This window comes from Deinococcus radiotolerans (assembly GCF_014647435.1).
GTDB lineage: Bacteria > Deinococcota > Deinococci > Deinococcales > Deinococcaceae > Deinococcus > Deinococcus radiotolerans.
In genome coordinates this window covers 980,765-1,006,013 of sequence record NZ_BMPE01000001.1, presented here as the reverse complement: position 1 = coordinate 1,006,013, position 25,249 = coordinate 980,765, and the positions used below count along the sequence as shown (strand labels likewise).

Below are 25,249 nucleotides of genomic sequence, written 5' to 3'. Positions count from 1 at the left end.
CGCTCGTGGAACGCATCATGTTCAGGGCCAAGATTCACCGCGCCACCGTCACGCAGGCGGATCTCGACTACGTGGGCAGTGTCACCATCGACCAGGACCTGCTCGACGCGGCGGATATTCTCGTGAACGAGCGCGTGGACATCTACAACATCACCAACGGCAACCGCCTGAGCACCTACGCCCTGAGCGGCCCGCGCGGCAGCGGCGTGATCGGCATCAACGGCGCCGCCGCCCACCTGATGCACCCGGGCGACCTAGTGATCATCGCGGCGTATGGGCACTTCAGCGATGAAGAGGCGCGCCGCCTGGAGCCGCACGTGGTTCACGTGGACGCCCGCAACCGCCAGATTCAGCTGCAACCCGCCTGAGTGCACACCACACTGGGGGACAGGCCCGGCCGCGTCTGAGGCGGCCTTAATCCCGGTGCTATGCTGACTTGGTGACCCGCTCCACCATCTGGTCCCCGATGGTCCTGACTGGTGCTGGCGCGCTGCTCCTCTACGCGGCGTGGCAGCACCACGTGGCCCTGATGGCCGGCGCCGCCCTCTTGATGGCCGCCGCGACCGTCGGAGCGCCCGGACAGACCCGCCTGCTCCCGCTGATCAGCTTCGCGCTGGCCTTCGTTCTGTCCCTGATCGTGCCGGGCCCCACGCTGGGACCGCTGGATCTCATTGCGGCGCTGCTCACCCTGGGCGGTCTGGGCTTCCGCATCCTTCAGGAACAGCAGGCGGCGCGGCAGCTGCACTGGCAGCGCAACACCATCGCGGCGCTCCACGCGGGCAGCGAACGCCTCGCGGACGCCCGCGACGCGGACGCCATCATCCGCGCGGGCATCGGCATCCTAGATAAACTGCAGGTCGCCCCGAACCTCGCCTTCGTCGCCTACCGCCAGGGCACCCCGCACATCCTGGCCGCCAAGGGCGCCTTCGAGTCCTTCCTGGAGCGGCCCATTCACCCCAGCACCAGTGACAGCCGCAGCGTCCAGGCCGACCACTGGGTGGCCGAGGAGGCCCTGGCGCTGCTGAAAAAAGCCCAGCGGCAGCATTTTCACGTGGCGCCCGTCTACGGCCGCGCCACCAGCCACCTGGGCATGCTGATCCTGACCCGCACGCACGAACCCTTCGACGAGGAGGAAAAAGCGGTCGTGGCGTCCTTCGCGCGCCTGCTGGGCTCCCAGCTGGGACAGTGGAGCGCCATCCGCGACCTGCGCGACGCGAACGACCTGACGCTGCGCTCGCTGGGCGCGGCCCTCGAACACCGGGACGACGACACGGGCGGGCACACCAACCGCGTGGTCACCATGAGTGTCCGCCTCGCGCGGCGCCTGGGCTGGGACGAGGATCAGGTCAAGGCGCTGCGCTGGGGTGCATACCTGCACGACCTGGGTAAACTCGCCATTCCCGACGCGGTGCTGCACAAACGCGACACCCTGAGCGTCGACGAGCGGCGCGTCATCCAGACGCACACGATCATCGGGTACGACATGCTGCAGGACCTACACTTCCTGCCCGCCGAGACCCTGGACCTCGTGCGCTACCACCATGAACGCTGGGACGGCACCGGGTACCCCAGCGGCCTGCGCGGGCAGAACATTCCCGACACCGCCCGCCTGTTCACCATCGTGGACGTGTTCGACGCGCTCACGAACGCCCGCCCCTACAAGCCCGCCTGGACCCGCGACCGCGCCGTGAACGAGATCCGCACGCAGGCTGGGCACCAGTTCGACCCGCAGTACGTCGAGGCCTTCTTGCGCATGATGGCCGAACACGACGAAGCGCACCTCGTGGTGTAACCGGCGCGCGAACTCCTGACGTCGGGGCGTCAGCAGGCGGCTCCGGGTGTGCCCCCCGGAGCCGCCTGCGCGTGAAGCCCAGGCCTCAGTCCACGGTCCACCCGATGTCCTGGCGGGTCGGGGCGTACGCGCCCGCATGCGCGCACGCGGCAGCGGCAGCGTTCAGGCCTACGCGCAGGTGCTCGGTCCACAGGGCGTCCGGGCGCTCGGCGGCGCTGGCCAGCAGACCCGCGCACAGCGCGTCCCCAGCGCCAACCGTATCCACGACCTGCACGGGCGCGGCCGGCAGATCGGCGCGGCCCGCGCTGTGGTACAGGCTCGCGCCCTGCGCGCCGCGCGTGATCACGATCGGCGCCTTCGCGTTCAGGCCGCGCAGGCGGCGCAGCACGTCCGCCTCGGACTGACCGGGGAAGAAGAACGCCAGGTCCTCGTCACTGAACTTCATCAGGTCCGCGCGGCGCGCGACCCGCTCGAACACCGCCGGGTAGTCCGGGTGCCGGTGCGTGATGCGGGCGTTCGGATCGAAGCTGACGCGCACGCCCGCCGCGCGGGCCTGGTCGATCAGGCCCAGCAGCGTGTCCGCCAGCGGCCAGCGGCTCAGGCTGATGCCGCCTACGTGCAGCCAGCGGGCCGCGCCCAGCCAGCCCTCGGGCAACAGGGCCGGGTCGAAGTGCAGGTCCGCGCTGTTCTCCCCCAGGAAGCGGTAGGCGGGCGGGTTGGCGGAGTACACGACGGCCATCAGGGTCAGGGCGGGCACGCGTTGCAGGAAGCGAAGGTCCAGCCCGGCGTCCTGCGACGCGCGCAGCAGGTCATCTCCGAAGTTGTCCTGCCCGACCGCGCCTGCAAAGGCGCTGGGCACACCCAGGGACGCGCAGGCCCGCGCGACGTTCCAGCCGGCGCCGCCCGGGTGGGCGTGCCAGGCGTTGCCGCCGGCGGTCACGAGGTCAGTCAGGGCTTCACCGGCGCTCACGATCAGGGGGAGGGACATGACCCGCTCATCCTAGCGTGGTGGTCACGAGACCACGCCGGGCAGGCAGGTGCCTGTCTGACCCGCTCGCGCGGCCTGCACCCCGATCACGCGCCGATCACGACCCAGGTGAGACCCTGTGCGTAGGCGGAGTTCGGACCACTTCCGGGGGGGAGTCCACGGTCCGGACCCGCCACCCTGTTGCGCCCCCTCACCTTCACGTGGGCGGGATGGGCAGCCGGTACAGCACCACGCGGAAGTCGAACACGTCCCGTTCGCCCATCCGCTCAAAACCGAAGGTCTCGTACAAGCGTTGCAGCGCCGAGCGGGTGGCGGCGGTGTCTAGCTTCAGCCACGGCCGCCCCGCGGAGCGCGTGACCTCCACGGCATGCGAGAGCAGGGCGTGGGCCAGGCCCTGCCCCTGCGCGGCCGGATGAACGGCCAGCTTGTGCAGGTACAGCGCCTCGCCGGGCGGGTCATCCGGCCAGAAGGGAGGGTCCGAACTGAGCAGGCTGAACGCCCCGACCGCCTCGTCCGCGCGCCACGCGACGTGCCAGGTGGGCGCCGGGTAGTGCCGTGCCAGCCGCTCCGGCGTGACGCTAGCGGGCGGCCAGAGGGTGCGGCCTAGCGCCTCCTGATGACGGGCGGTGGCCCCCACGACCCCGGCGGCGGCAGGCAGGTCCCCCTGCGTGAAGTGAAGCGGGCTGGTCATGCCGCGCAGCGTACCTGCTTCCATCACCCGCTGGGCGTGGGAGCCGGTTCGATCCCCGTCGCCCAGACCTCAGGGCCGCGCACTTCCAGGCGCACGCGGGGCAGCGGCGCGAGCGCCTTACCGAACACGGCCTCCCCGGCGCGCAGGGGATCGAACACCGAGTAGTGGCAGCGGCAGCCCAGCTGCGGGTGATCCTGCCCGCCCGGCGCGCGGTAATTGAACGCGAAGGCCAGCACCTCGGCGTCCCGCACGAGGTTCACGCTGCACCCCAGGTGCGTGCACACCCGCGAGAACCCCGCCAGGTACCCGCCCTCCGCGCCCAGCGACCCGGGCGTGGGGGAGGGGAGGCGCAGCAGCGTGCAGGGCCGCCCGGCGTACGTGAAAGTCACCTCTGCCCAGGTGGCCTGCAGGTCCTCCAGGGCTGCGACGCGCTGCGCCGGGGCGTCCTGGAAGGCGGGCGTGCCGGGCGCACGTTTGCCCAGCGTCACCCGGGACGCGTACCAGCCCATGTACCCGAACGTGCCGAGGGTACCCGCAACGGGCAGCAGCCACCAACGTTCCAGCAGGGCGCGCCGAGTCACCCGGCGGGCCCTGACGGGCGGCGGGGCCGGGTCGGTCACTGCGTCTCCCGCTGCCAGCCTTCCAGGACGTTCAGCAGGGCCGCGAGTTCCTCCGGCTTCAGGTTCGGGTAGGCGGGCATGGCGCCCTTGCCCTGCGTGATGACCGCCGAGAGGGCCGCGCGCGTGAGGGTGGACTCGCGCAGGCTAGGGCCGATGCCGCCGCCGCCACTGGGCCCGTGGCAGGACGCGCAGCTCGCGGCGTACACGCGCAGACCCGGATCGCTGGTGTTCAGGCGGGCGCGCAGCGCGGTGATCAGGTCGTCCGCGTCGCGGCCCTTCGGGTCGAGCGTTCGGTAGCGTTCCAGGGCGCTCAGGGCGTCGCGGTCCTCGCCGAAGCGGGCCAGCGCGAAGCCCAGCAGCAGCTGCGATTCCGGGTCGTTCGGGGCCAGCTGCGCCCCGGTGCGGATCAGCAGCGCCGCCTGCTGCGCCTCCTCGGCGCTGATGGCCTGCCCGGTCTGCTCGCCGCGCGTGAGCAGCAGAATGCCCAGGCGGCGCAGCGCCTCCGGCTGGCGCGGATCGAGTTTCAGCGCGTTCCCGTACGCCGTGACCGCCTGATCGAAGGTGTTCGAATCGAACGCCGCTTTCCCCCACGCCAGGTAGGCTTCTTTCGTGCCGCTGCGCTGCGCCTGCGCCTTCAGCGCCGGGAGGCGCAGGACGGCCTGCACGTTCGCGGCCTCGCTGGCGTTCAGGCTGGCCAGCTGCCAGCGGGGCACGAACGTCACCGCGCCCACCGCGGTCAGCAGGGCCGCGCCGCCCAGCAGCCCCAGCGCCAGCGTCCGTGTGCCCCGTCGGGCCTGCGGGGCGGGCGGCAGGGCGTCCAGGCCGCGCAGGGTCAGCGCCGCGCGCCGCTCCAGGTCCGGGCGGCGCGCCTCGTCCGTCAGGGCAGCCAGGTCCGCATACAGCCGGTCTCGCTCGGCGCTCAGCTGCGCCCGCTGCGCGGCGTCCGGGTCGTCCGGCGTGCGGGCGCGCAGCGGTTCCGTGACCAGCCACACGCAGGCCAGCGCCACCAGCGTCAGCAGCAGCACGCTCAGAAGGGTCACGCCTCACCGCCCTTGCGGGTGTCACGCTGCACCTGCGCGAGGTACGGATCAAACCCGCCCGCATCGTTCAGGGGCTCGTCCGGCAGGGCCTTGGCCGGGCGGCTGCGGCGCAGGAACGCCCACAGCATCCCGCCGCCCACCGCCAGCGCCGCCAGGGGCGCGCCCCACAGCAGCAAGTTCCGGCCCGACTTGGGCGGGTCCAGCAGCACAAAATTCCCGTAGCGCTGCGAGAAGTACACGTAGATGTCCGTGTCGCCCCGGCCCGCCGCGACCTGCTCCCGCACCGACTCGCGCATCTTGCCGGAAATGGCGCTGCGCGAATCCGCGATGGACTCGCCGGTGTCGCACAGCGGGCAGCGCAGGTTCTTCTCGATGGCCAGCGCCCGCGCCTCCTGCGCCGGGGTCAGGACCGGGGCGCCCGTCGCGGGGGTCGGCGCGGCAGCCAGCGCACCCCCCAGCAGCGCGGCCGCCAGCAGCAGCTCCCGCCTCATATCCCGGGCACACCGATCTTCTGAAGGCCCACGTTCAGGCGCTCGCGGGTCAGCCCGCCGCGGTCCATGTGCTGCACCACGCCGTCCTTGTCGATGAACACCGTCTCGGGCACGCCGGACACGCCGTAGTTCACGCCGGTGTTGATCCCTGGGTCTTGCAGGTTCGGGTACGCCAGTGCGTACTCCTGGATGAACTTGCGCGCGTTGTCCTCGTTCGTCTCCTGGAACAGAATGCCCACGACCGCCAATCCGTCCGCGCCGCCCTGCCGGTCGCTCAGCTCACGGAACATCGGCGCCTCCTCCCGGCAGGGTCCGCACCACGACGCCCAGAAGTTCACGACGACGGGGCGGCCCTTCAGGCTCGCCAGGGACAGTTCGGGGCCGTCCAGGGTCTTCAGGGTGAAGGCCGGGGCGGGCTTGCCGATTAGGGGGCCGCCGGTCTCGTTGTTGCTGGCCGGGGTGCGCAGCGCGACCGCCAGCACGGCCACCAGCGCGAACGCGATGGCCGGGGGCAGCAGGCGGCGCCACAGCGGCGCGGGGCTCTTGGGTGCGGGGGGATTCGGGGCTGAGGGGGTGGTGGATTCGGTCATCACAGTGCTCCGTGAGGTCAGGCAGGGAAGGGGAGGGAATCAGTCGGTGGCGGGCGCCAGCCGGGCCGGGGCGGCCTGCGGGGCGCGGCGCGGGGTGATCAGCGTGAAGGCGGCGCCCACGCAGACCAACAGCGTGCCCCACCAGATCCACGACACCAGCGGCGACTCGATCAGGCGCACGCTGGCCCACAGGCCCTTCTGGGTGTCCACGTTCGTCAGCACGAGGTACGTGTCGCCGGTCAGGCCGTAGCGCACCGCCGGGGCGGGGAAGGATGTGTCTCCCCCCTGTACGTAGGTGTTCAGCCGCGCGCCGAAGGGCCGCCCGTCGATCAGCACGCGCGCCACCACGGACTTCCCGTCCGGGCGGGTCACGGTATCCAGGCCGGTCAGGGTCAGGTCCTCGTTCAGCAGGTGCGCGGGCCTGTTCACGTTCAGGGTCACCTGCGCGTCGCGGCGGTACGTGCCGCTGAACGCCAGGCCCAGCGCCAGCACGATCAGGCCCGCGTGCGACAGGTACGCCCCGTAGCGGCGCGGCTGCGAGCGCAGGGTGCGGCCCAGCCCACCCGCCTGCCGCGCCGCGCGGGCGGTCAGCAGGCCCAGGCCCAGCAGGTTGTACGCACTCAGGGCCACGGTGGCCAGCACGCCGGGGTGGCGCACGCCCAGCGCCAGCGCCAGCAGCGCCGCGCCTGCGCCCGCGATCAGCAGGGGCCGCAGCGCCCGCCACAGGCCCTGCCCGTCTGCCCGGCGCCACGGCAGCAGCGGTCCCACGCCCATCAGCAGCAGCAGGCCCAGGCCCAGCGGAATGGCGAACGCGTTGTAGAAGGCCGGGCCCACGCTGGCGTCCCGGCGGCCCTGCACGGCCTCCACGATGGTGGGGAACAGCGTGCCCACCAGCACCATCACCGCGAACACCACGAACAGCCAGTTCCCGGCCAGGAACGCGCCCTCGCGGCTCAGCGCGGCGGGCGGGTCGTTGTCGTCGCGCAGGTGCGGCGCGCGCCACGCGGCCAGCAGCGTCCCGGCCAGCAGCAGGAACGCCAGGAATCCCAGGAACACCGGGCCCACCGGGCCGCCCGCGAAGGCGTGCACGCTCTGCACGATGCCGCTGCGGTTCAGGAAGGTGCCCAGCACGGTGCTCGCGTACGCCAGCACGATCAGCCACACATTCCACGAGCGCATCAAGCCGCGGCGCTCCTGAATCTGAATGGAATGCAGGAACGCCGTCGTCAGCAGCCACGGAATGAAGCTGGCGTTCTCCACGGGGTCCCACGCCCAGTAGCCGCCCCAGCCCAGCGTCTCGTAACTCCACCAGCCGCCCGCCACGATCGCCGCCGTCAGGAACGCCCAGGCGACCAGCGTCCAGCGGCGCGTGACGACCACCCAGTGATCCGACAGCCGCCCCGTCACCAGCGCCGCCACCGCGTACGCGAACGGCACGCTCAGGCCCACGAAGCCCAGGTACAGCAGCACCGGATGCACGGCCATCATCCAGTGGTTCTGCAGGGCCGGGTTCGGCCCGCGCCCATCCGCGACCAGCGCCGCCACCGGCGTGAACGGCGAGGCGACCGTGGCGCACACGCCCACGAAGAACACCAGACTCGCGAACATCGCCGCCAGCGCCCAGGGCCGCAGCGCGTCGCGACGCAGCGTGACACTCAGGATGAAGGCGTACCCGGCCAGCAGCCACGCCCACAGCAGGATGCTGCCCTCCAGCGCGCCCCACAGGCCCGTGACCTTCACCCAGGTCGGCGAGGCGCGCATGGAGTGCTCCGCGACGAACCGCACCGTGAAATCGTCCCGCAGCAGCGCCGCGAGCAGCACCAGCGTCCCCAGGCTGACCAGTGCGAACACCGCCCAGGTGGCCCGGCGCGCGGCCTCCGTGACGCGCGGGTCACGCCGGGCGCCGCCCAGCAGGGCCAGCAGCAGCCCCGCCATACTGAACAGCAGCGCGCCCAGCAGGCTCAGCTGCCCCAGCGCGCCGGCCGCACTGGACGAAAACGAGATCAGGTTCAGCACATTCACTCCCGCGGCGCGGCTTGCGCGCCGTCCAGCCTCGGCCTCAGTTGGCCGACTTGATCATGTCCTTCAGCTCGGCCTGCGTCTTCGGGACGTTGTATTCCTCGCTGTGCTTCACCACGAGGGCCGTCGCGTGGAACGTCTCGCCCTGGAACTCGCCGCGCACCACGACCCCCTGGTTCTCCTTGAAGAGGTCCGTGACCGCCCCGTGGTACTGCACCGGGAAGCTCGCGCTGCCGTCGGTGACCGTGAAGCGCAGGTCCAGCGTCTGCGGGTCGTACTTCGCGGCCTTCACCAGCCCGCCGATCCGCACCGGGCGGCCCTGAAGCTGCGCTTCCTGCTGCGCGTACTCGCTGGGCGTCACGAAGTACTCCAGGGACCGGTTCAGGTTCCCGAACGCGATGGTCGCCGTCAGGCCCACTAGGGCCGCCACGCCCAGCACCACCGGCAGCGGACTGCGCCTGCGCCGCCGCGCCTGCGGCAGCGGCGTGAGATCGGGGGTGGGCGCACTCAACGCGGGGCCTCCCGGACGTCCTCACCCTGCACGCCGCGGGCGCGTTGCCACATCCACGCGAGGTACCCGACCAGCACCCCGAACGTCGCCACGTACGTGCCCAACACGTACCAGAAGAACTTATCCACGGGCCACCTCCGCAGGCGCAGCCGCGCCCGTCAGGTCCCGCTCCTCGCGGGCTTCTTCACGCGCGGCCAGGATGGCCCGCACGCGCAGCAGATAGAAGTACAGCAGCGTGAACGCCAGCGTGGCGATCAGCAGCACCCAGCCGTACACGGGCGCCGCACCGAACTGCACCTTGCCCAGCAGCTTCAGTGTCTGTGTCTGGTGCACGCCCCGCCACCACTCCACGGCCATGTAGTTCACGGGTACGTACAGCGTCCCCACGATGCCCACGACCGCCGACACGCGCGCGCGGCGCTCCGGATCGTCAATGAGTGAGCGGATCAGCAGGTACCCGCCGTACACCACCAGGCTCAGCGCGGTGGTCGTCAGCCGGGCGTCCCACACCCAGTACGTGCCCCAGGTGGGTTTCGCCCAGAGCATCCCGCCCACGATGGTCGCCACCGTGAACAGCAGCCCGATCTCCCCGCTGGCCATCGCCAGCCGGTCCCAGTGGCGGCGGCGCTGGATCAGGTACAGCAGTCCGAACACGCCCGTGCCGATGTACGCCAGGTAACTCAGCCACGCGGCGGGCACATGCACGAACATCAGGCGCACCAGCGACCCCTGGTTCACGTCCAGGGGTGCGCTCAGCCCCAGCCCCAGCGCGACCACCAGACTCAGGAGGGTCGCCGCGCCCAGCACGGTCGTCGTGACGTCTCTTTTCATATCGCTCCCTATTGTGCCCTCAAGGCCATGCGGGCAACCGTGAGGCCCGCCGCGCCGTGGTCCGTTCAGGCCCGCAAGATCGCGCCTGGCCGCCGCGGCCAGCAAGTGCGAGTGTCCCCGCAGGCGGTATGCTCAGCCCACACATGACGCGAATCCTGCCCGCCGCGCTCCTCGCGCTGAGCGCCCTGCTGCCCGCCTGCGCCCCCACCCAGACCAGGCCCCTGCCCGACCCGGCCACGTACCGCGCCGGTCCCACCGACGTGACCGCCGTGCCGGACCTAGGCCCGGTGGGCCGCTGGATGATCACCAAAACCCTGGAGCCCGCCACGTGGCTGGGCGAACGGATCGGTGGGCGCACGCTGCGCGAACCCATCAACCTGCTGATCCTGGACCGCACCTCCGCCACCCCTGAGGCCGCCACCGCCCGCCTGACCGCCGCCATGACCGCCGCCGGGTACGGCCCGAAGACCATGCACAGCGACGGCTACAGCGGCCTGCTCGGCGAGCGCCTGTACCCGCAGCTGCCGCCCACCGGGAAGGGCCTCGCGTTCAGTGACGGCCCCTGGTACGTCAGCAACCACCACGGCCGCGTGTTCGGCCCGGCCCCCATTCAGGGCGGCTTCCTGTTCAGCGCCGCCGTCAGCCGCGAGGACATGCGCTGGCTGCCCCGACCCGGGCACACCTACAACAGCTTCACCGTCACCCGCGAGGACCTCGCCGCGCGCCTCGCCGCCACCGGCGTGTACACCCGCGCCGCGAACGTGAACCTCGGCAACCGGCTCGACACCCCGCAGGAGACCACCGGCGACCACGACGGGCAGGCCGCGCTCCTCACCACCCCCTGAACCGCGGCCCCGACCACCCCGGCGGCCAGCCTGAGTAGGCCGGGCCGCCCGACTGAGCTCCGGAGGATCACATGAACCAGACCACCGTGAAGACCCTGTTCCTCATGCAGGTCGGCAGCATGCCGGAATACCGGATTCCCATCGTGTGCTACCTCGTGCAGACCACGGACGGCCGCAACATCCTCATCGACACGGGGCTACCCGAGCACCTTCCGGAGGAGGCGTCCGACTTCCAGAACGGTGAGGACGTCACGCAGCACCTCGCGCGGATCGGGCTGACCCCGGACGACATCGACACCGTGATCTCCACGCACTACGACATCGACCACGCCGGGCGGCACGCCACGTTCCCCCGCGCCCGGTTCGTGGTGCAGCGCGCCCATCACCAGGACGCCGCGACCAACCCGCGGTTCGCGCCTCTGCGTGCCCAGTGGGACCAGCCGGCCGACCGGCTGCACCTCGTGGACGGCGACACCACCCTGGTGCCCGGCGTGGACCTGATCGAGACGAGCGGCCACGTGCCCGGCCACCAGTCGGTCCTCGTGCGCCTCCCGCAGACCGGACCGGTGTTGCTGACCGTGGACGCCGTGCCCTTCGGCGGCGGCTTCTCGACCGATCCGCCAGAGGGCAGCGCGCCCGACGGGGAACGGAGCCGGGCAAGCACCCTCAAACTGCTCGATCTCGCTGAGCGGGAGCAGGCCACGCTGGTCATCTTCGGGCACGATCAGTCGCAGTGGGCCACCCTGAAACAGCTGCCAGACGCGTATCACTGACCACCGTGACGTCAGGGACGGGTGCGGGGAGGGCCCGGGCGCCGTCAGCGGGTTCAGCCCTCAACGGCGGCAGGGAACAGCAGCGTGGCCAGAATCACCGTTCCTAGATCGAAGGCCGTCAGGAACGTCAGCCATGTGGCGACCTCGGCGCTCCAGCCCGCCTCCAGCAGCAGGCGGGTGGCCTGCACGGTGGCGATCACCGCGGGCACCAGGATCGGGAAGGCCAGCGCGGGCAGCAGCGCCTCCCGCGCGCGGAGGTTCACGGTGATACTGCCGTAGAAGGTCGTGCCCGCCGCGAAGCCCAGCACGCCCAGCGCGGTCGTCAGGGCCAGCGCCGCCCACGGCAGGGACAGGGCCTCACCCGACGGGGAGACCGCCTCGGCCGCGCCGAACAGGGCCAGCCCCGTAGGAACGGTCAGCGCCGCGACCAGCAGCAGGGGAGGCAGCACGCCCAGCAGCTTCCCCAGGTACAGCGCCCCGTGCGGCCCCGGATACGCGAGGAGCTGCTCCAGCGCGCCCGCCTCCTGCTCCTGCGCGAAGGCCCGCTGCGCCCCCACAGCCGCCGCCAGAGCCAGCGCCGTCCAGATGGCCCCAGCGGCCAGCGGCGCGGTGAATTTCGCGTCCCGGGACACCGCGCCGCCACTGAGGGCGAACCCCAGCACCAGCAGCACGATCCCTGCGAAGAACGCCGTGGCCAGCAGCGTGTCGCGCGTGCGGCCCGCCACGCGCAGGTCCTTCGCGGCGACCGTCAGGGCCAGCCTCAGCGCGTCCTTCACGCGGGCGTCTCCTCGCGCAGCAGGCCGCCCGCGAGGCGCAACGTGCGGGGCGAGACCGCCTGCGCCAGCGCCGGCTCATGCGCCGCGATCAGCAGCGAGCACCCCCGCCCCCGCAGGTCCGACAGCAGCTCCTGCACCAGCGCCCGCCCCGCATCATCGAGGTTCGCGAACGGTTCATCTACCAGCGTGACCGGCCGGGCCAGCAGGTGCGCGCGCGCCAGGGCCAGCCGCTTACGCATCCCCGCCGACAGGAAGCGGGCGCGGCGCCCTGCCGCGGCCTCCAGGCCCACGCGGCGCAGCACCCCCGGCACGTCCCCCTCCTGACGGTGCATTCGCAGGGCGAAACGCAGGTTCTCCTCGCCGGTCAGGTCCGGGTACAGCCCGCCGTCCACCGGCATCAGGTGAATGGCGTCCCGCACAGCCCGGCTGTCTCGCAGGTCAAATCCCAGGACGCGCCCCTCACCGCGCGTGGGCCGCAGCCCGGCGCTCAGCAGGCGCAGCAGCGTCGTCTTCCCGGCCCCGTTCTCGCCCAGCAGCGTCACGCCCTGCCCCGCCGGGAGGTCCAGTGTCACGCCGCGCAGAATCACCTCGCGGCCCAGCCGCAGCCACACGTCCCGCAGCTGCACCGCGAACGCCGCGTGCGGATCGGTCACAGCTTCAGCCACTGCGGCATGATCCCGAAGAAGAACGTCGCCAGCCGCGTGAACTGCCCCGTCAGCATCATCAGCCCCACGATCACCAGCAGCGCGCCCCCGACCTTCTCGAAAACTCCGGCGTAGCGGTTCAGGCGGCGCAGGTTCACGCGGTGCCACAGCGCCGCCGCCAGCAGGAACGGCACGCTCAGGCCCAGCGTGTACATCGCCAGCAGCGTCACGCCGCTGCCCAGGCTGGCGCTGCTGGCCGCCAGGCTCAGCACGCTGCCCAGCGTGGGCCCCAGGCAGGGGCTCCAGCCGAACGCGAACGCCGCGCCCAGCGCCACCGGCCCGTACCCCCCGGCATTCGCCAGTGCGCGCGTATCCCGCATCAGGAACGGCAGGCGCACCAGCCCCAGCATCACCAGCCCGAAGAACATGATCAGCACGGCCGACACCTGCCCCAGCAGCGCCTTGTGCGGCGCGATCAGCGCCCCCAGGCTGCTGGCCGTGGCGCCCAGCGCGATGAACACCAGCCCGAACCCCAGCACGAACCCCAGCGCCCGCGACCACGGCTGCCGCTCGCCACCCAGCACGCCCAGGTAACTGGGCACCAGCGGCAGCACGCAGGGACTCAGGAACGACACCAGCCCCGCCAGGAACGCCACGGTCAGGGTCGGGGAAGCACTCGTCATGCCCAGTAGTCTAGCGGCCCGGACTCAGGCCGCCTGTCCCGCCCCCAGCCGCGTCACTCCAGGCGGCCGCTGAACGTGCCCTCCCAGACGTTCATGATCCGGCCCTCCTGCACCAGCAGCACCGTCGGGTACGCCCCGACCCGCAGCTGCCGCGCGAACGTGGTCGCCGCCTCACCCGTCCAGGCCTGCACGCCCACCGGCGCGCGGGCCAGCACCCCCTCGGCATTCACGGCCCGCACCGGCAGGCCCGCGGCCAGCACGGCCTGCCACAAGTCCCCCAGGTCCCCGCAGTCGTGGCTGTACACCACCACCACCTCCTGCGGCGCGTCCCGCCACGGATGCTGAGGCAGCGCCTCACCCAGACGCACGCGCGCCTCGGCGGTCGACAGGCCCAGGGTGAGCAGCAGGGTCAGCAGGGGAGCGCGGCGCAGCCTCATATGCCCGACATCATGCCGCGCACGCCCGCTGCCTGCATGACGGTGCGGTGAGCCCGCCCTGAACAGGCGTGCGCAGGGCGAGCCGACCCCACCCCGCGGCACGGTGGTCAGGCGGCGCCGCACAGCGGCACAACGAAACCGGGCCAACACGTGTTGGCCCGGCGCGTCTCAGTTCAGGTTCAGGGTGCAGCCAGAGGCACGGACTGCGTGGTGCCCGTCACGCCCTTGGCGGCCTTCACCGCCGCCGGATCCGCCTGCTCATCCTTGAGAGGCGCGGGGCTCTCGTCTGGCGCGTACCCGGGCAGGTCCTCCAGTTGCACGCGCCGCTGCACGATGTTCTCCGGTGGCGTGAACTCCGTCGCCAGGCGGTTCGTGGTTCGGTCCAGGCTCACGAGCAGCGTATCCGGGTCTGTCCCGGGCTGGTACGTCGTCTCGCGGTACTGGGTGGGAGGCGGCGCGTCACTCTGGATCTCGGTGTTCGCCGCGTCCTTGAAGTTCGGGTCCAGCACCGCCAGCTTCACGTTCGGCAGGAACTGCTGATCGGGCGCCTCAACGTACTGAACGCCCGGGGGTTCACTGAACTGCCGCAGCGCGAGGCCCTGATGCGCGAGTTCCATCATGCGCCGCCAGATGGGGGCGTTCACGTACCCGGAGTAGTAGTTGATGGGCATGTCGCCCCCCTGCTGCTTGCCGACCCACACGGCGCCGGTGTACAGCGGCGTGGTGCCCACAAACCAGAAGTCCTTCGGCCCGTTACTGGTACCCGTCTTCCCGGCCACCGGCCACTCCCCGAACTTCGCGCGGCTGGCCAGTCCGCCCTGCCGCTCGGTCAGGTCGTTCACCACCCCGCGGATCATGTCCAGGCCCAGCCACGCGATCTGCGGCGTCCACACGCGCTTGCCCTGCAGAGGCTGGCTGTTGACGTCGTACAGCACCGAGCCGCGCGCGTCCGTCACGCGCGTGATGTACCGGGGCGTCCGGTACAGGCCGCCGTTCACGAAAGGCGCGTACGCGGCCGCCATCTTCACAGGCGTGGTTTCCACCGCGCCCAGCGCCGCCGCCAGCCCGGTCCCGTCATTCGTCTGGATGCCCAGCTCACGGATCTTGCCGAAGAACGTCTGCAGCCCGATCCGGTCCGCCAGGCGGACGGTCACGAGGTTCAGCGAGCGGTCCAGCGCCTCGCGGATCGTCATGTTCCGGTACGTGGTGGCCCCCTCGAAGTTTTTCGGCTCGTACACGCCATTCTTGCAGCCCGTGCAAGGGAACGACACCGGCTTGTCGTCCTCCCGGTGCGACTGATCCAGACCCGTCGAGAGGGCCGTGGTGTACAGCAGCGGCTTGATCGTCGAGCCGATCTGCCGCTGCCCCTGCGCGGCGTTGTTCCACGCGGCGGGCGGCTCGTTGCCCCTCAGCTTCTGTCCGATCATGCCCAGCACCTCACCCGTGTACGGGTTGATGATGGTCGCGCCCAGCGTCGCGCCCACCGGCAGGCCCGTCGCCTCGCGGCTGGCGGTCTCCACGGCATTCTGAACTTTCGGGTCCAGCGTCGTGTACACGCGCAGGCCACCCGAGCCGTACACCACGTCCCGCCCGAAACGCCGCACGAGTTCCTGCTCCACCTGCTGCGTGAAGTGCGGCGCGCGGGTCGTGACGACCGCCTTCAGTTCCTTCGCGGTGCGGTCCACCAGCTTCGCGGACTTCACGGTGCCCGCGCCGTCATACGTGACCTGCCAGCCGCGCGGCTGAAGCTTCTCACGCCACGCGGCGTCCATCTGCGCCTGCGTGATCCAGCCGTCCTCGACCATGCGGGTCAGCAGCACCCGCATCAGCGGCCGGACCTCCTCGTACCGGAAGTACCGCCCGGCATTCGGGACCAGCACCGTCAGGTACGCCGCCTGCGCCAGCGTCAGGTCCTTCGGCGTCGTGCGGAAGTACGCCTGCGCCGCCGAGTAGATGCCGTACAGCTCCACTGGGCCGCCGTCCCCCCAGTAGATCGTGTTCAGGTAGGTCTGCAGGATCTCCGCTTTCGTGAAGGACCGCTCCACCTGCACGCTCAGGATCCACTCCTTGAACTTGCGGTCCGGGGTGCGGGCCTGCTGGTACTCGTCCAGCAGCAGCGTGTTCTTCACCAGCTGGTTCGTCAGGGTGCTGCCGCCCTGCACGCTGTCCCCGCGCGCCAGGCGCTGGAACTGCCGGCCCAGACCGTACGGGTCAAGGCCGTAATGCTCGAAGAACCGGCGGTCCTCGTTGCTGATCAGGGCGCCCACCATGAACGGGTTGATCTCGTTCAGGGTCACGATCGTGCGGCTGATCGCCTGATCGCCCACCTTCGGGATCAGGCTGCCCAGCGGCGCGCCGTCCCGCGCGTAGATGCGCGTCTCGGACCCCAGTGACCGCGTGAGGTTGTCCAGTTCGCGGTAATCGGGCAGTTCATGCGCCCATTTCATCGCGTACGTGGTCACGACGCCCGCCGCCGCCAGCAGCGCCGCTAGCACGAAGGACGTCAGGAATTTCAGGAAGCGAAGCACGATCATGCCTGCCCCCGGCGGTGCGCGCCCCTCAACGGCGTCGCGCCTCGATCAGCTGACTGACGCGCCCGCGCAGGTTCTTCCCCGACAGCGGCTTGTAGACGATGTCGTCCGCGCCCACCAGTTTCGCGTGATCGCGCGTCTGATCATCATCGAAGCCCGTGAGCAGCAGCACTGGCGAGTCCCGCAGCCGCTTGATGCGCTTGACCCGCGAGCAGATCTCAAAGCCGTCCATGAACGGCATCTTCACGTCCAGCAGCATCGCGTCGGGCGTGTGATCCTTCAGGTAGTCCAGCGCCAGCTTGCCGTCCGGCACTGCCACAATGTCGTGCCCGTCCGCCGACAGAATGACCTCCAGCATGGTCCGGATGGCCGGTTCGTCGTCCGCGACGAGAATGGTATACGCCATGCCGCCCATCATAGAGCAGGCTGGCGGGCCGCGCGCCGTGCCCCACTGCCCTATTCCACCTCAGCGCAGAGCAGGGCCGCTCACACCGGGGCGTGAAGAAGAGCTCAGCAGCGACCGCGCTGGCAGGGCGCAGTTGAAGGCTGCAGCCTGTCATACATCAGAGGCCAAGATTCCTGGATCCTGACGGCACAGAGAGGCTCGGGTGCCGCGCCACGCAGCGCCACCTGATCAGTGGCGCAGGTGAACTCTGCACCGCGTCGGCACCTGAAAGCGCAGTAGGGTCTGTGCCGGATCAGCGCGCCCCAGGTCGAGTGCGCTGAACGGCGGTGGTCCCTCCCCGGCTGTGACCGCTGGGCAGGATCAGCCGGGACCTCCGGGGGTCCTGCGGGATCAGAGGGGGCGGAGTTGATTGGACGGTGAGAAGCCCGCCGCGTCCATCCAGGCGATGTTGGTCAGGTGGCGCCGCCGGGCCTCCTCTAGGAAGGCGGACGTGGCAAACGTCGGATGGTGCGGTGACACGCTCAGCCGGAACACGGGTGGCGCCGGGTCCGGCAGCGTCAGGCGGTACGTCTGCACTGCCGTGATAATCTCCCGGCCGCGGTAATCCGTGCGGGTGGTGAACGCAGAGTGGTCGCGGTCGAAGAAGTCCCTGGGGGGCCCCAGTTGCAGGACCACGTACGGGCGCGTCTGCACTGGAACGCCGCGCCGCTCGAAGTGGACGGGGTACCGTGTGGGCGGGTCGGGGGAGAGGTCGCTGACCGCCTGCGCGAACGGTTCAGACACGATGAGCAGACTGGGCGTGGAGGCGTGCTGAAGCCAGTCCAGCTCCTCGAGGCGGTCATTGCAGATCTCGAAGTGGAAGGCGTCGAGGCCCAGAGCGTGGCCCTGATCGTAGGCCTGAAGGTCAACGGTGAACTCGGACGTGTTGGCGACGTCCCCGCGCAGGTCCGGATCGGTCCAGTGTGCGCTGGAGTTGGGGGTGATGATCTTGACGTCGGTCATCGGATGCGTCCTTTGTTGCCTGCGGTGTTCTCGGTCGTCATGGGGACGTTCCCGTCCATGATCCGCTGCTTGAGTGCCGCTTCAATACCGGTCAGTTCGTGCCGCAGCGCCGCGCGGATCTCCGCGATGCGGGGGTGCTGCTCAGTCCAGGTGTGCATGGGCCCGAAGTCCGCCACGAGGGTGTTCTGCGCGTCCTGAAGGGCCGGAATGACGACTTCCGCATCGTACTGGCTGTGGTGGGACCAGTGCCCGACCTCCTGCCCGTCCAGGAGGCGGTAGAGGTTCTGCATGGGCATCTCGTGGTAGTTGGTCATGCGGTCGGGGCTGTACCCGATGAGTTCCATGGCCTTCACGCACAGCGGGTTGGAGGTGCTCACCTTGTCAGGGATCAGGTGGTGGATCGTGTGCCCGTCCAGCCCGAAGTCGATGTCGGTGCGCGCGCCAGGGTCCAGCTGGTACTTCTGGATGTAGTCGTACGTGATGCGGTTGCTGGGGTTGACCTGCACGGTGCCGTCCGGGCGGACGAGGAGAATGGCGGCTTTCATGTCGAAGGTGCCGTCCGCGTTGAGGCGGCCCACCACCTTGCGGCCTCCCTCGACCTCGAACGTCACGTACCGGTCCGGGAGCGCCGCGGCGTCGAAAGGTTTGCCCAGCAGCCCCTCGATTTCCGGGTGGTTGGCGTACAGCTTCCTGCGGCCCTCGATGACGCTCTCATCGATGAGGGTCTGCCCGTCGGCCCGCGCGGCGGCCTGCTCGTACTCCTGCGCCAGCCGCTGGAGGTCGTGCGCTTCCTGCAACAGCCGCTGGCGCTGCGGGGACGTCTTCGGGAGGCGCCCGGCCTCCTGGAACCGCCAGTTCGCCATGTCCTGATGCTTGGCGGCCTCCACGCCCAGCTCCCAGCGGCGCGTGCCGGGCCGGACGGGCGCGCCGCTGCCGAGCAGCGACCGGACCCTGTCCGCCACGCGGTTGAGCGGACTGTTCTCCTGCCGGGCCTGCCGCGCGTACTGATCGTGCAGGGCGGCGTCCCGCGGCGCGGCGTGCGGGCTGAGTTCCACGGTCGTGCGGCCCTGGGTGTGCCCGGAGATGCGCCCGGGCGTCTCCGCGGGGAGCTGAGGATTGACGCGGGTGGGGACCGTGCCGTGAGGGTTGCCGGTCAGGTGGTTCACGCGGTCACCTGCCGCGCTGCCCACCCGCTCGCCGGCCGCGTGCGCGCGGCTCTGGAGCTGCCCGGCGCGGCCCGGGAGGCGGGTGGCGGCCGCGCCGACGCCGGTGCCGATGGCCAGCATCATCAGCGTCTCGGGGTTGCTGAGGTTCTTCAGGGCGTCCCCCAGGGACGCGCCGTTCATGACGTCCCCCACGACGTTGCCGCCCAGGTCGAAGGTGGTCCCGACCGCGAACGTCCCGGCCTTCTGGGTCAGGCCGCTGCCGAGCAGGCCCGCCGCGCCCAGCTTCCCGGCGATCAGGCCGCCCGCGCCGCCCAGGGCGCCGCCCACCGCGCCGATCAGGGCGGCCTTCCCTACCCCCTCGAAGAGACTCTTCTGGAATCTGGCGTCCATCCCGATGTTGTCCACGGCGTTGTTCGCCATCTGGATGACGGCCCCGCTGGCCGCGCCGACCAGCGCGCCGCCCACCACGGCGCCGACCGCCCCGGCCGCGGCGCCGGCGCCCAGTGCGCCCGCCATGGCCCCAACCGCGCCGATCACGGCTGGGCCCGCCACGACCGCCACGACGATGATCACGGCGATCATCAGGGCGATCTTCACCCAGCCCTTCCAGCGGGGCTGCACCTGCGCGGCCGCCTTCTCGGCGTTCTCGCGGATGGCGGCGTCCTCCTGCGGGAAGTTCCCACGCAACCCCTCACGCAGCGGCGGCAGGGTGGCGCGCAGCTCCTCCGGCAGGCCAGCCAGGGCCCTGGCGTACAGCGTCGACAGGCCCTGTTCCAGGCTGCTCAGGGTCCTGCCGGTGAGCTGCGAGTCCTGCTGCGCACCCCGCGCGTGCGCCTGCGTCAGCGCCCTGAAGGTCGCGAGCGCCTGCGTGAGCAGGCCCTGCATGCTCTGATCGAACCCCGCCGCCTGCCCCCCGGCCTGCGTGACCCCGGCGCGGGCCACGCCCCCCAGCGCCTGCCCGGCCTGAGCCGCGCCCCGGCTGAGGGACGCCGTGACCTGCGTCGTGCCCTGCCGCGCGGCCAGCTGCGCGCGCCGCACGCCGCCCGCGATCCCCGCCTGGGCACGGTTCAGGGTGGCCGCCAACGCCTTTGGGTCCGGGGCGGGCGCGCGGCGCACCTGCGCGTCGAACGCGTGCAGCTGCCGCTCCAGCCCGCTGGCGAGACCCGTGAGACTCCGCCCGATGGACGCCGACGCCCGCTGCGCCTGGGTATCCAGCGCCCCCCGCTGCGCGCCCGCCTGCGCGGCGATGGCGGCCAGCTGCGCGCCCTGCACACCGTCCAGGCCGCGTAAGGTCGCTGCCAGCCGGGTCTGGAGCGCGGCGCTCAGGCCCGCGTACGCCTGCGTGGCCTGCGCCCGCGCCTGCGTCTCGCGCGCCGAGAGGCGGCGCGTGCTGGCCGTCAGGTGCTCGCGCAGCAGCCGCTCGGTGTCCCGCAGCGCCAGGTCGATGTTCTTCAGGTCCTTCTCTAGCCCGCCGCCCGGACCGGTGAGGTGCCCCGCCTCCTCCTGCGCCTGCTCACGGAAACCCGGCGCGTACGCCGCGCCCACATCCCGCGCCGCGCCCGCTCGGGCCTTCCAGCGGTTGTCGGTCAGCGGCCCGTCGAGCAGGCTGTCATCCTGCCCGGTCACGTGCGACTCGTACGCGGCGGCCTGCGCCTCGGCGCGCGAGCGGGCCTCCGCCCCGACCTCCTCCCCGGCGGCCAGGTACGCGGGCGTCATGCGGGTGTACTCGGCCCGCACCGCCTGCTTCTGGGTGTTCGCGTCCGTCCGCGCCCCCTGAAGCGCCTGCGCGTAGCTCTCCTGCACCTTCGCCCGGGCGGCCTGTGTGGCCTGGGGCAGGGCGGCCAGGGCCGCTGCCCGCCGGGCACTCAGGCCCGCGCGCACGGACGCGGCGCGGCTCAGGACCCGCGCCTTCTGCGCGGCCACCCCGGCCCGCAGGACGCGCCCCTGCGCGGCCGCTGCGGCGTCCACCTGCGCGCCGGCCCGCGCCGCCGCCGCCTGCACCGCCCGCTGCGCCGTCTGCCCCTGCGCCCGCACGATCCCCACCTGCCGCGCGCTGCGCCCCACGAACGCCCGAGCCAGCGCACTCGACGCCCGCCGCTGCGCCGCCAGTTTCCTCTTCACGTGCGTGTACGGCACGCCCGCCGCCCGCACCCGCTCCCGGCTGACCGGTAGCGCCGCGAACTGCGTGCCCTGCGGCACGCGCGCCACAGTCGTCGCTTTCGGGACAGGCAGCACGTTCAGCCGGGCGGGCGGCGGGAGCCGCACCTCACGCGCCCGGACCTGCCCGGGCGGGTTCGGCGCCGCCGCCTGCCCCTGCGAGAGGGCCGCCACCTTCACTGCCGGAGGCTTGAGCAGTCGCGTCGCCTGCCGCTGCGCCGCCGCGAACGCCTGCACGTGCCCGCCCAGCGCGGGGCGCGCGCGGCGGTGCACCGTCCGGCGGGCCTGCACCGCCACCTGGGGCGGCCGCGCGGGCGGCAGCTTCGACTCGGCCTTCGCCGGACTCGCCTGCGCCGCCCCCGGGGGGGCCTGCTTGCGTTCCTTGAACATGCCGCCACTGTACCCGCCCAGCTGACCCGCCGTCTCACTTTTGCCGGGTCCCGGCTGGCTCTGGTCTACCCGGCCGCAGGGGGGCGGTGGGTCAGGGGCAGGGAGAGGCCGTCAGTCCGACCCCCATCCCCGCCAGCCACTGCCCTCGCCTCATGCCCAGAGCGGAGTACAGGGCCGAGCGCGATGCACGCCGCAATGAAGGGGAAGGCGGGGCGCCGTGGTCTCCCACCGCGCCCCGCCTCCTGTGTCCCGATTTACTCGAACTGCGCGAGGACCTGCGTGAGGCGTTCGCGCTGCGCGCCGAAGTCGGCCACGCGGCGTTTTTCTTCCTCGATGACCTCGGCGGGGGCGCGGGCGACGAAGCCCTCGTTGCTCAGCTTGCCCTGCGCCTGCTTGATCTGCTTGTCGAACTCCGCGAGGCGTTTCTTCTGCTTGCCGATCCAGTCGGCAATGTCCACGGTGCCTTCCAGCGGCGCGCGGACGGTCACGCCCTGCTCGACGAGGCTCAGGGTGCGGCCCTCCAGATCATTCGTGAGGTTCACGCGGGCGATGCTCTCGACCACGCGGGCGTTCTCGTGCACGGTGGGGGCGAGGTCGCCCTCCACGGCGACGTTCAGGCGGTCCTGCGGGCTGAGGCCCAGTTCGCTCTTGAGGCTGCGGGCGGCGGCGACGGCGGCGCGCAGGGCGTCGAAGGCGCGGGTGGCGTCCGCGTCGTGCAGCGCCTCGTCGGCGGCCGGCCAGGAGTGCACGGCCAGCTGGCGGCGGTGCCCGAGCGCGCCGTACAGTTCGCTCGTCACGAACGGCATGAAGGGGTGCAGCAGTTTCAGGATGTGTTCCAGCGTGGCCTTCAGCGTCACCAGCGTGGACAGTTTGCCTTCGCTCAGGGCGGGTTTGGCGGCCTCGATGTACCAGTCGCAGAACTCGTCCCAGGTGAAGGTGTACAGCGTGCGGATCGCCGCGCCGATGTCGAACGCGTCGAGCTGCGCGGTGGCCTCGGCGGTCACGGCGTTCAGGCGCGACAGGATCCAGCGGTCCGCCAGCGTCAGGTCGGCGCGGGCGCGCACGGCGCTCAGGGCGTCGCGGCTGCGCAGGGTCTCGCCCACGCTGTCGTCCAGCGCGCCCTGCACGTACTGGATCAGGGCCTCGTCGGCCTCGCTGCCGCTCGTCTGGAGATTCGGGAGGGCCTCCCCGAGGCGCAGCATCGCGAAGCGCGCGGCGTTCCACAGCTTGTTCGCGAAGTTGCGGCCCTGCTCGAAGCGCCGGGGGTCGTGCTTGATGTCCTGCCCGCCGGTGGACAGGAAGCTGAACGCGAAGCGGCTGGCGTCCACGCCGTACTGGTCGAACAGTTCCAGCGGATCGATGCCGTTGCCCTTGCTCTTGGACATCTTCTGGCCCTTCGCGTCGAGGTACAGGCCGTGCAGCATCACCGTGCTGAACGGGGCCTGACCGGTCAGGCCGTACCCGGCCATCTGCATGCGCGCCACCCAGAAGAACAGGATGTCGTACCCGGTCACGAGGACCTGGGTGGGGTAGAACTTCCGGAAGTCCTCGCTGTCCGTATCGGGCCAGCCCAGCGTGCTAAACGGCCACAGGTTGGAGCTGAACCACGTGTCGAACACGTCCGGATCGCGGCGCAGGTTCAGGTGCGCGTAGCGGGGGTCCTGATCGCAGTCCAGGTCGGGGTTCTCGGGATCCGGCACGTACAGGTTGCCCTGCTCGTCGTACCACGCGGGAATCTGGTGGCCCCACCACAGCTGGCGGCTGATGTTCCAGTCGCGGATGTTCTCCAGCCAGTCGCGGTTCACCTTCGCGTACCGCTCGGGCACGAGCTGCATCTCGCCCCGCTCCAGACCCGCGAGGACCTGCTCCGCGAAGGGTTTCATCTTCACGTACCACTGCTCGCTGATGATCGGCTCGACCGGCACCTTCGTCCGCTCCGACAGGCCGATGGCCGTGTCGTGATCCTTCTCCTCCAGCAGATCCCCGCCCTCGGTCAGGGCCTTCACGACCGCCTTGCGGGCCGCGAAGCGTTCCAGGCCCTGGAACTCGGCGGGCACCAGCTCGTCACGGGTCAGGTTGCCGTGCAGGTCGATCACGCTGGGCCGCGCCAGACCATGCCGCTCGCCCACCTCGAAGTCGGTCGGGTCGTGCGCGGGCGTGATCTTCAGCGCGCCCACCCCGAACTCCATCTCGACCGCCTCGTCCGCGATGATCGGGACAAAGCGGTCCGTCAGGGGAATGCGGGCCTCCTGCCCGACCAGATGCGCGAAGCGGGGATCCTCGGGGTGAACGGCGATCGCCTGATCCGCGAAGATCGTTTCGGGCCGCACGGTCGCAATGCGGATCTCGCCCGCCTCACCGTTGCTGGCCGCCGCCTGCGGGTCCCGCAGCTTGTACGACAGGGTGTACATCTTGCCCTTGCGCACCTCGCGGTCGATCTCCAGTTCCGACAGGGTCGTCTGACTGGCCGGATCCCAGTTCACGATCCGCTCGCCCCGGTACGCGAAGCCCTCGTGGTACAGCTTCACGAACTGGTGGCGCACCGCGCGCGAGAGGCCCTCGTCCATCGTGAAGCGCTCGCGCGTCCAGTCGGCACTGACCCCCAGGCGCGACAGCTGCTCCAGGATCATCCCGCCCGACTCGGCCTTCCACTCCCACACCTGATCCAGGAACTTCTCGCGGCCCAGGTCGTGACGGCTGACGCCCTGCTCGCGCAGCTGCCGCTCCACGACCACCTGCGTTGAAATGCCCGCGTGATCCATGCCCGGCAGGTACAGCGCCTCGAAGCCCGCCATGCGCTTGTAGCGGATCAGCGTGTCGATCAGGGTGTTGTCCAGCGCGTGCCCCAGGTGCAGGTTCCCCGTCACGTTCGGCGGCGGGATCACGATCGTGAACGGCTCCTTGCCGCTCGTCGCGTCCGCGCGGAACGGCTCGTTGCGCCACTTTGCGGCCCAGCCGGGCTCGACGGCCTTCGGGTCGAACTGCTTGGCGAGGACGGACGCGTCGTTCTCGGGCGTCTGGTCGGGCGTGGGGATCTGGTCGGGCGTATGCGGGTCGGTCATGCTTGAAGCTCCTTGTGCAGCAGTTGGTTGAGGTGGGGGAGGGCGGCGTCCATCTCCCAGTCCAGGCCGGGCGCGTGCAGCGGCGCCCAGCGGAACCGGAAGGTGTACCGGCCCTCGGCGAGGTGATCCCAGGTGTCCGGCGTGCCAGCGGGCGCGGTCAGGGCGTACGCGTGGCAGACCTGCCGCGTGAACCGCTCCGGCAGTTGCGCCTCCCACCGGTATGAGGTCAGGACGGTGGGACGGGTCAGGCTCAGGCCGGACTCCTCGTGCAGTTCGCGCGTGGCCGCCCGCTCCGGGGTTTCCCCCGGCTCGACCCCGCCCGCGACGACCTGCACGCCCGCCCCGCCGTCCGGGACGTGATCGAACACCAGCAGCTCGGGGCCGCTGGAGCCTGCCCGCGTGACGAGGCACACGACTTTCTCCCGCAGGCCGCGCGCCGCTGCGTCCCGCCGGGCCTCCTGTGGCGTGTCGTAGAACGTGACCATCCTTCCCACCTCCTGACCGGGGAGGGGAACGAACAACGTCCCGTCCGCCGGATGAACTTCCGGATGCGGACGAGACGAGGGTGTCCCGTGGTACCACCGCGTTTCCCCGCCTGGATGGGGGGCACTTGCTGCGCGCTGTATCGGGCGCACCCGGAGGCTCTACGCCCCCGCGTGAGGGGTTTCTGCCATCGTGCTCGCGGGTGACGTTCGCCGGGGGCCGTCCCACCTGCCCTCTCAGTCGCGGGGCGGGTTTCCTGTGGGGGCCTGACCCGGGTACTCCTCCCGGTCACTGCACTCGGGAGTGTACGCGCCGGGGGGC

Annotated in this window: 24 protein-coding genes; 4 read left to right on the top strand and 20 right to left on the bottom strand. The window is 71.3% G+C overall.

Translation table 11 applies throughout. The features are described 5' to 3' along the window. The first annotated feature begins 5 nt into the window (after positions 1 to 5). Both panD and IEY63_RS04920 read left to right on the top strand, forming a co-directional pair. Positions 6 to 368: an aspartate 1-decarboxylase gene (panD, locus tag IEY63_RS04925; protein ID WP_189067796.1), complete on the top strand. Its 363-nt coding sequence runs from the start codon at positions 6 to 8 to the stop codon at positions 366 to 368. A 71-nt stretch (positions 369 to 439) separates the two neighbouring features. Beyond that, positions 440 to 1,792 (top strand): HD-GYP domain-containing protein, encoded by a 1,353-nt coding sequence (locus IEY63_RS04920; protein ID WP_229784485.1) that lies wholly within the window; start codon positions 440 to 442, stop codon positions 1,790 to 1,792. 85 nt (positions 1,793 to 1,877) lie between these two features. Here the strand turns inward: IEY63_RS04920 and IEY63_RS04915 are convergent, their stop codons facing one another. The 10 genes from IEY63_RS04915 to ccsA all read right to left on the bottom strand — a co-directional run bounded on the left by IEY63_RS04915 (position 1,878) and on the right by ccsA (position 9,573). Next, entirely contained in the window at positions 1,878 to 2,780 is a 903-nt protein-coding gene (locus tag IEY63_RS04915; protein WP_189067795.1) for a carbohydrate kinase family protein, read from the bottom strand. A gap of 196 nt (positions 2,781 to 2,976) precedes the next feature. After that, a complete protein-coding gene (locus IEY63_RS04910) occupies positions 2,977 to 3,471 on the bottom strand; it encodes a GNAT family N-acetyltransferase (RefSeq protein WP_189067794.1) in 495 nt (164 codons plus the stop codon). A 23-nt stretch (positions 3,472 to 3,494) separates the two neighbouring features. Continuing rightward, entirely contained in the window at positions 3,495 to 4,091 is a 597-nt protein-coding gene (locus IEY63_RS04905; RefSeq protein ID WP_229784484.1) for a Rieske (2Fe-2S) protein, read from the bottom strand. Further along, on the bottom strand, positions 4,088 to 5,131 hold the full coding sequence (locus IEY63_RS04900; RefSeq protein ID WP_189067793.1) for a c-type cytochrome: 1,044 nt from the start codon (positions 5,129 to 5,131) through the stop codon (positions 4,088 to 4,090). Before IEY63_RS04900 ends, IEY63_RS04905 begins: the two co-directional genes overlap by 4 nt. After that, complete coding sequence (locus IEY63_RS04895) at positions 5,128 to 5,622, bottom strand: cytochrome c-type biogenesis protein (RefSeq protein WP_189067792.1); 495 nt, start codon at positions 5,620 to 5,622, stop codon at positions 5,128 to 5,130. Before IEY63_RS04895 ends, IEY63_RS04900 begins: the two co-directional genes overlap by 4 nt. Beyond that, positions 5,619 to 6,212 (bottom strand): TlpA family protein disulfide reductase, encoded by a 594-nt coding sequence (locus IEY63_RS04890; protein ID WP_189067791.1) that lies wholly within the window; start codon positions 6,210 to 6,212, stop codon positions 5,619 to 5,621. The genes IEY63_RS04895 and IEY63_RS04890 overlap by 4 nt, the downstream gene beginning before the upstream one ends. A gap of 39 nt (positions 6,213 to 6,251) precedes the next feature. Beyond that, entirely contained in the window at positions 6,252 to 8,228 is a 1,977-nt protein-coding gene (locus IEY63_RS04885) for a heme lyase CcmF/NrfE family subunit (RefSeq protein ID WP_189067790.1), read from the bottom strand. 43 nt (positions 8,229 to 8,271) lie between these two features. Beyond that, positions 8,272 to 8,742: a cytochrome c maturation protein CcmE gene (gene ccmE, locus IEY63_RS04880; protein ID WP_189067789.1), complete on the bottom strand. Its 471-nt coding sequence runs from the start codon at positions 8,740 to 8,742 to the stop codon at positions 8,272 to 8,274. Beyond that, the gene (locus tag IEY63_RS22430) at positions 8,739 to 8,870 is read right to left on the bottom strand and encodes a hypothetical protein (protein WP_268239640.1); all 132 of its coding nucleotides are present in this window, start codon (positions 8,868 to 8,870) and stop codon (positions 8,739 to 8,741) included. Before IEY63_RS22430 ends, ccmE begins: the two co-directional genes overlap by 4 nt. Beyond that, positions 8,863 to 9,573 (bottom strand): cytochrome c biogenesis protein CcsA, encoded by a 711-nt coding sequence (gene ccsA / locus IEY63_RS04875; protein ID WP_189067788.1) that lies wholly within the window; start codon positions 9,571 to 9,573, stop codon positions 8,863 to 8,865. Before ccsA ends, IEY63_RS22430 begins: the two co-directional genes overlap by 8 nt. Positions 9,574 to 9,716: 143 nt before the next feature. Here ccsA and IEY63_RS04870 point away from each other — a divergent pair, with 143 nt between their 5' ends. Then, positions 9,717 to 10,418 (top strand): hypothetical protein, encoded by a 702-nt coding sequence (locus IEY63_RS04870; protein WP_189067787.1) that lies wholly within the window; start codon positions 9,717 to 9,719, stop codon positions 10,416 to 10,418. A 71-nt stretch (positions 10,419 to 10,489) separates the two neighbouring features. After that, on the top strand, positions 10,490 to 11,191 hold the full coding sequence (locus IEY63_RS04865) for an N-acyl homoserine lactonase family protein (RefSeq protein WP_189067786.1): 702 nt from the start codon (positions 10,490 to 10,492) through the stop codon (positions 11,189 to 11,191). A gap of 53 nt (positions 11,192 to 11,244) precedes the next feature. On the opposite strand, the gene IEY63_RS04860 is transcribed toward IEY63_RS04865, so the two are convergent. From IEY63_RS04860 to IEY63_RS04815, 10 genes are all read right to left on the bottom strand, one after another. Beyond that, positions 11,245 to 11,967 carry a heme exporter protein CcmB gene (locus IEY63_RS04860; RefSeq protein WP_229784483.1) on the bottom strand — a complete coding sequence of 241 codons (723 nt, stop codon included), beginning with the start codon at positions 11,965 to 11,967 and terminating at the stop codon, positions 11,245 to 11,247. Continuing rightward, positions 11,964 to 12,632, bottom strand: coding sequence for an ABC transporter ATP-binding protein (locus IEY63_RS04855; RefSeq protein ID WP_229784482.1), 669 nt, complete (start codon positions 12,630 to 12,632; stop codon positions 11,964 to 11,966). The genes IEY63_RS04860 and IEY63_RS04855 overlap by 4 nt, the downstream gene beginning before the upstream one ends. Further along, entirely contained in the window at positions 12,617 to 13,294 is a 678-nt protein-coding gene (locus tag IEY63_RS04850) for a cytochrome c biogenesis CcdA family protein (protein ID WP_189067785.1), read from the bottom strand. Before IEY63_RS04850 ends, IEY63_RS04855 begins: the two co-directional genes overlap by 16 nt. A 53-nt stretch (positions 13,295 to 13,347) precedes the next feature. After that, positions 13,348 to 13,731, bottom strand: a complete 384-nt coding sequence (locus IEY63_RS04845; protein WP_189067784.1) for a penicillin-binding protein — start codon at positions 13,729 to 13,731, stop codon at positions 13,348 to 13,350. Positions 13,732 to 13,910: 179 nt separating this feature from the next. Further along, on the bottom strand, positions 13,911 to 16,265 hold the full coding sequence (locus IEY63_RS04840; RefSeq protein WP_189067783.1) for a transglycosylase domain-containing protein: 2,355 nt from the start codon (positions 16,263 to 16,265) through the stop codon (positions 13,911 to 13,913). 25 nt (positions 16,266 to 16,290) lie between these two features. Next, on the bottom strand, positions 16,291 to 16,677 hold the full coding sequence (locus IEY63_RS04835) for a response regulator (protein ID WP_189068070.1): 387 nt from the start codon (positions 16,675 to 16,677) through the stop codon (positions 16,291 to 16,293). Between the two features lie 381 nt (positions 16,678 to 17,058). Continuing rightward, entirely contained in the window at positions 17,059 to 17,670 is a 612-nt protein-coding gene (locus tag IEY63_RS04830; RefSeq protein WP_189067782.1) for a hypothetical protein, read from the bottom strand. Continuing rightward, the gene (locus IEY63_RS04825) at positions 17,667 to 21,383 is read right to left on the bottom strand and encodes an AHH domain-containing protein (RefSeq protein WP_189067781.1); all 3,717 of its coding nucleotides are present in this window, start codon (positions 21,381 to 21,383) and stop codon (positions 17,667 to 17,669) included. The genes IEY63_RS04830 and IEY63_RS04825 overlap by 4 nt, the downstream gene beginning before the upstream one ends. A gap of 254 nt (positions 21,384 to 21,637) precedes the next feature. After that, positions 21,638 to 24,445: a valine--tRNA ligase gene (locus tag IEY63_RS04820; protein ID WP_189067780.1), complete on the bottom strand. Its 2,808-nt coding sequence runs from the start codon at positions 24,443 to 24,445 to the stop codon at positions 21,638 to 21,640. Next, a complete protein-coding gene (locus tag IEY63_RS04815; RefSeq protein ID WP_189067779.1) occupies positions 24,442 to 24,930 on the bottom strand; it encodes an NUDIX hydrolase in 489 nt (162 codons plus the stop codon). Before IEY63_RS04815 ends, IEY63_RS04820 begins: the two co-directional genes overlap by 4 nt. Between the last annotated feature and the right edge of the window lie 319 nt (positions 24,931 to 25,249).

Bases quoted from the DNA above. Each gene is read 5' to 3' on its own strand.
- IEY63_RS04915 (WP_189067795.1), bottom strand. From the start codon at position 2,780: ATGTCCCTCCCCCTGATCGTGAGCGCCGGTGAAGCCCTGACTGACCTC.
- IEY63_RS04910 (WP_189067794.1), bottom strand. From the start codon at position 3,471: ATGACCAGCCCGCTTCACTTCACGCAGGGGGACCTGCCTGCCGCCGCC.
- IEY63_RS04895 (WP_189067792.1), bottom strand. From the start codon at position 5,622: ATGAGGCGGGAGCTGCTGCTGGCGGCCGCGCTGCTGGGGGGTGCGCTG.
- IEY63_RS04890 (WP_189067791.1), bottom strand. From the start codon at position 6,212: ATGACCGAATCCACCACCCCCTCAGCCCCGAATCCCCCCGCACCCAAG.
- ccsA (WP_189067788.1), bottom strand. From the start codon at position 9,573: ATGAAAAGAGACGTCACGACGACCGTGCTGGGCGCGGCGACCCTCCTG.
- IEY63_RS04870 (WP_189067787.1), top strand. From the start codon at position 9,717: ATGACGCGAATCCTGCCCGCCGCGCTCCTCGCGCTGAGCGCCCTGCTG.
- IEY63_RS04865 (WP_189067786.1), top strand. From the start codon at position 10,490: ATGAACCAGACCACCGTGAAGACCCTGTTCCTCATGCAGGTCGGCAGC.
- IEY63_RS04850 (WP_189067785.1), bottom strand. From the start codon at position 13,294: ATGACGAGTGCTTCCCCGACCCTGACCGTGGCGTTCCTGGCGGGGCTG.
- IEY63_RS04845 (WP_189067784.1), bottom strand. From the start codon at position 13,731: ATGAGGCTGCGCCGCGCTCCCCTGCTGACCCTGCTGCTCACCCTGGGC.
- IEY63_RS04840 (WP_189067783.1), bottom strand. From the start codon at position 16,265: ATGATCGTGCTTCGCTTCCTGAAATTCCTGACGTCCTTCGTGCTAGCG.
- IEY63_RS04835 (WP_189068070.1), bottom strand. From the start codon at position 16,677: ATGGGCGGCATGGCGTATACCATTCTCGTCGCGGACGACGAACCGGCC.
- IEY63_RS04830 (WP_189067782.1), bottom strand. From the start codon at position 17,670: ATGACCGACGTCAAGATCATCACCCCCAACTCCAGCGCACACTGGACC.
- IEY63_RS04825 (WP_189067781.1), bottom strand. From the start codon at position 21,383: ATGTTCAAGGAACGCAAGCAGGCCCCCCCGGGGGCGGCGCAGGCGAGT.
- IEY63_RS04820 (WP_189067780.1), bottom strand. From the start codon at position 24,445: ATGACCGACCCGCATACGCCCGACCAGATCCCCACGCCCGACCAGACG.
- IEY63_RS04815 (WP_189067779.1), bottom strand. From the start codon at position 24,930: ATGGTCACGTTCTACGACACGCCACAGGAGGCCCGGCGGGACGCAGCG.